Raw genomic sequence first — 3,145 nt, 5'->3', positions numbered from 1 at the left:
GCATGGGGCCGTGGCGGGTGTCGTGGTATTCGCCATCCAGCTCCACCGTCGACAAGCCGCCCGAGCGGCCGTCGGTCTCGCGCGTGGGCGGCGCGGGCGGTGGCATATGGTCGAAAAAGCAATCGTTCTCGTCGTAGGTGACGAGGAGTACACAGCCGCTCCAGACGGCGGGGTTGCGCGTCAGGATCTCGAGCACGCGTTCGGTGTAGGCGCCGCCCTGGCGCGGCGACGAGACCTCGGGATGTTCGGAGTCGGCGGCGGGAGCGATGATCCAGGAGACCTGCGGCAGCGTACCCTGTTCCACGTCATGCGCCAGGTCGTCCAGGGTGTGGGTGGACAGGCCCCGGTCGCGCAGCGGCGCGTCGGCGCCGCCGGCCTCGTGCTGGCGCCGGTACTGGCGGAAGCCGGCGAGCGGGTTGTCGTGGAAGTTGTCCGCCATGTCCTGGTAGATGCGCCAGTCGATGCCGGCGGCCTGCAGGCGTTCAGGATAGGTGGTCCACCCGTAGCCCTGGTCGGCCGGGCCGAGCCGGTCGAAGGTGTTGACCAACGCCGGTCCGCCAGCGCGTCCCAGCGGGTCATTGGTGCCGGTCCACAGGAACAGGCGGTTCGGATTGGTGCCGGCCTGGACCGAGCAGTGGTAGGCATCGCACAGTGTGAAGGCATTGGCCAACGCCGTCTGGAACGGCACTTCGGCGGGGCGGTAGGCGCCCATGCCCAGGCGGCGCTTGGCGGCCAGCCATTGGTCCATGCGGCCGTCGTTCCAGGCGCGCTGGGCGTCGTCCCAGGTGTGCGGAGTGATGTAGCCCACGGGCGTGTCGCTGGCGTACTCGCCTTGCAGCGCATAGGGGCGGACTCGCTCGGCGCCGTCGGCTTGTGTCAGGACATCGCCGGCCGGGGTGGGCACCGGATGCGGATCGGCAAAGCCGCGCACGCCGGGCAGGCTGCCGAAATAGTGGTCGAAGGACCGGTTTTCCTGCATCAGGATGACGACGTGCCGCACGTCGTGAAGCGTGCCGTGCTTGCGGTCGGGGGCCACCGCCAGCGCGCGCCGGATGGCCGGGGGCAGGTCGGAGGAAGAGGCGGAACTCGGATCTTCTTTCATGACAGCGTTAATACGGCCAGCAATAATGGAATCTTAAGCCAGCCACGGGCATGGCCGGATCGACCGGCCAGAAGCACGAAGCCCCTCGCGGACGAGGGGCTTCGCAGGAGGGGCCGCGCGCGCGGCGTGGCGCGATCAGGCCGAGGGCGGAACGTAGCCCTGGGCTTCGACGCTGCCGTCCTCGAACAGGAAGCGTTCCATCTGCTGCTGCAGGTACTTGCGGGCGCGGGCGTCGGCCAGGTTCAGGCGGTTTTCATTGACCAGGCGGGTCTGCACCTGCTTCCACTCTTCCCAAGCTTCCTTGGAAATGCTTTGCCAGATGCGGGTGCCGAGTTCGCCGGGGTAGGGTGGAAAATCCAGCCCTTCGGCTTCACGCTTCAATTTCACACAGTTGACGGTACGGGCCATGGTTCGCTGCCGGAAAGAATGGGTAATGCGCCATTTTAGCGGGCTTGGCGCCGGAAGGCCGCCAAGCCCCTGCGGGCACTGCGGTTAGGCCTCGGGGCCAGCCTGGGGCGGGGCCGCGTCACAGCTTCTTGATGAACACCAGGCTGTTGCGCGAGCGGTTGTAGTTGTTCTGCTTTTCGCGCGGCAGGTCGGCGATGCCGCCCTGCACGAAGCCGCGCTTCATGAACCAGTGCGAGGTGCGCGTGGTCAGCACGAACAGCCGCTTGGCGCCGCTGGCGCGGGCGCGCGATTCCATGTGGCGCAGCAGGATCTCGCCCTCGCCGGACCCCTGCCATTCGGGGTGCACGATCAGGCAGGCCATCTCGGCCATGTGATCCTCGGGGAAGTTGTGCAGCGTGGCGCAGCCGTAGATCACGCCGTCGTGCTCGAGCACGGTGAAGTTCTCGACGTCGCGCTCGATCACGCTGCGCGGGCGCGGCACCAGCGTGCCGTCGGCTTCCAGCGGCTCGATCAGGCTGAGGATGGCGCCAACGTCATCGAGCGTGGCCGGGCGCAGGTCGTCCAGCGTGTCCTCCACCACCATGGTGCCGACGCCATCGTGAGTGAAGATCTCCAGCAGCACGCTGCCGTCCAGCGCGAACGGCACCAGGTGGGCGCGGGCCACGCCGCGCTTGACCGCCAGCGACGCGTATTGCAGGTAGGCGCCGGTTTCCTCGTCCAGCGAGCCGCCCGCCAGCAGCGCGTCGGCATCGACGCGGGCCAGTTCGGTGTCGACCGAGCCGTCGTCATTGAGCACGCCCTGGCCGCTGGACAGGAAGATCAGCTTTTCGGCGCGCAGCGCCACGGCCACGCTGGTGGCCAGGTCTTCCATGGCCAGGTTGAAGGCGTCGCCGGTGGGCGAGAAGCCCAGCGGCGACAGCAGCACTACCGACGAACCCTTTTCGATGGCGAACTTGAGCGCGTCGACGTCGATCTTGCGCACCTGGCCGGTGTGCTTGTAGTCCACGCCGTCCAGCACGCCGGTGGGGCGGGCGGTGACGAAGTTGCCCGAAATGACGCGGATGTGCGCGTGCGACATCGGCGTGTTGGGCAGGCCCTGGCTGAAGGCGGCCTCGATGTCCAGGCGGATCTCGCCGGCGGCTTCTTTGGCGCATTCCAGCGCGGCCGCGTCGGTGGGCGCCAGGCCGCGGTCGAACTGTTGGGTGAAGCCCTTCAGGCGCAGCTGTTCGTTGACCTGGGGGCGCGAGCCATGCACCAGCACCAGGCGGATGCCCAGCGACGACAGCAGCGACAGGTCCTGCACCAGCGCGTTCAGCGCCCCGGCCTGCACCAATTCACCGCCAAACGCCACCACGAAGGTCTTGCCTCGGAACGCATGCACGTAGGGCGCGACGTCTCGGAACCATCGGACGAACTGGGCAGGGGCGAATTCGGGGGCTTCAAGGGCGGAGACGGTGTCTGGTTCCAGGTCGGGCATGATGGGTGGGGCGATTCCTGAGAGTGGCAACAACGCGGCCCAGGGGCCGCGTCAACGCGCCGTCATGGGACGGCGTGGCGAAATTATATGACCGGCGGCCGTTTATATAATAGGCAGCTAACCGGACAAATCGTACATGCCAGAATCTTCCCGCCCGC

At 67.5% G+C, this 3,145-nt stretch carries 3 protein-coding genes; all 3 read right to left on the bottom strand.

All coding sequences use genetic code 11. The annotated features are described in order from the left end of the window. The coding region (locus DK459_RS17515; RefSeq protein ID WP_304529635.1) for an alkaline phosphatase family protein at positions 1-1,102 on the bottom strand (1,102 nt) is incomplete at its 3' end. 135 nt (positions 1,103-1,237) lie between these two features. Further along, entirely contained in the window at positions 1,238-1,510 is a 273-nt protein-coding gene (locus DK459_RS17510) for an oxidative damage protection protein (RefSeq protein ID WP_006384045.1), read from the bottom strand. A 118-nt stretch (positions 1,511-1,628) separates the two neighbouring features. Beyond that, positions 1,629-2,987, bottom strand: coding sequence for an amino-acid N-acetyltransferase (gene argA, locus DK459_RS17505; RefSeq protein WP_006384044.1), 1,359 nt, complete (start codon positions 2,985-2,987; stop codon positions 1,629-1,631). Positions 2,988-3,145: the final 158 nt, after the last annotated feature.

Origin of the sequence: Achromobacter sp. RW408, assembly GCF_003184165.1 — a bacterium.
Classification (GTDB): Bacteria; Pseudomonadota; Gammaproteobacteria; order Burkholderiales; family Burkholderiaceae_B; genus Achromobacter; species Achromobacter xylosoxidans.
This window is presented reverse-complemented; position numbering and strand designations above follow the sequence as displayed.

Coding starts and splice junctions, on each gene's coding strand:
- DK459_RS17510 (WP_006384045.1), bottom strand. CDS start 1,510: ATGGCCCGTACCGTCAACTGTGTGAAATTGAAGCGTGAAGCCGAAGGG.
- argA (WP_006384044.1), bottom strand. CDS start 2,987: ATGCCCGACCTGGAACCAGACACCGTCTCCGCCCTTGAAGCCCCCGAA.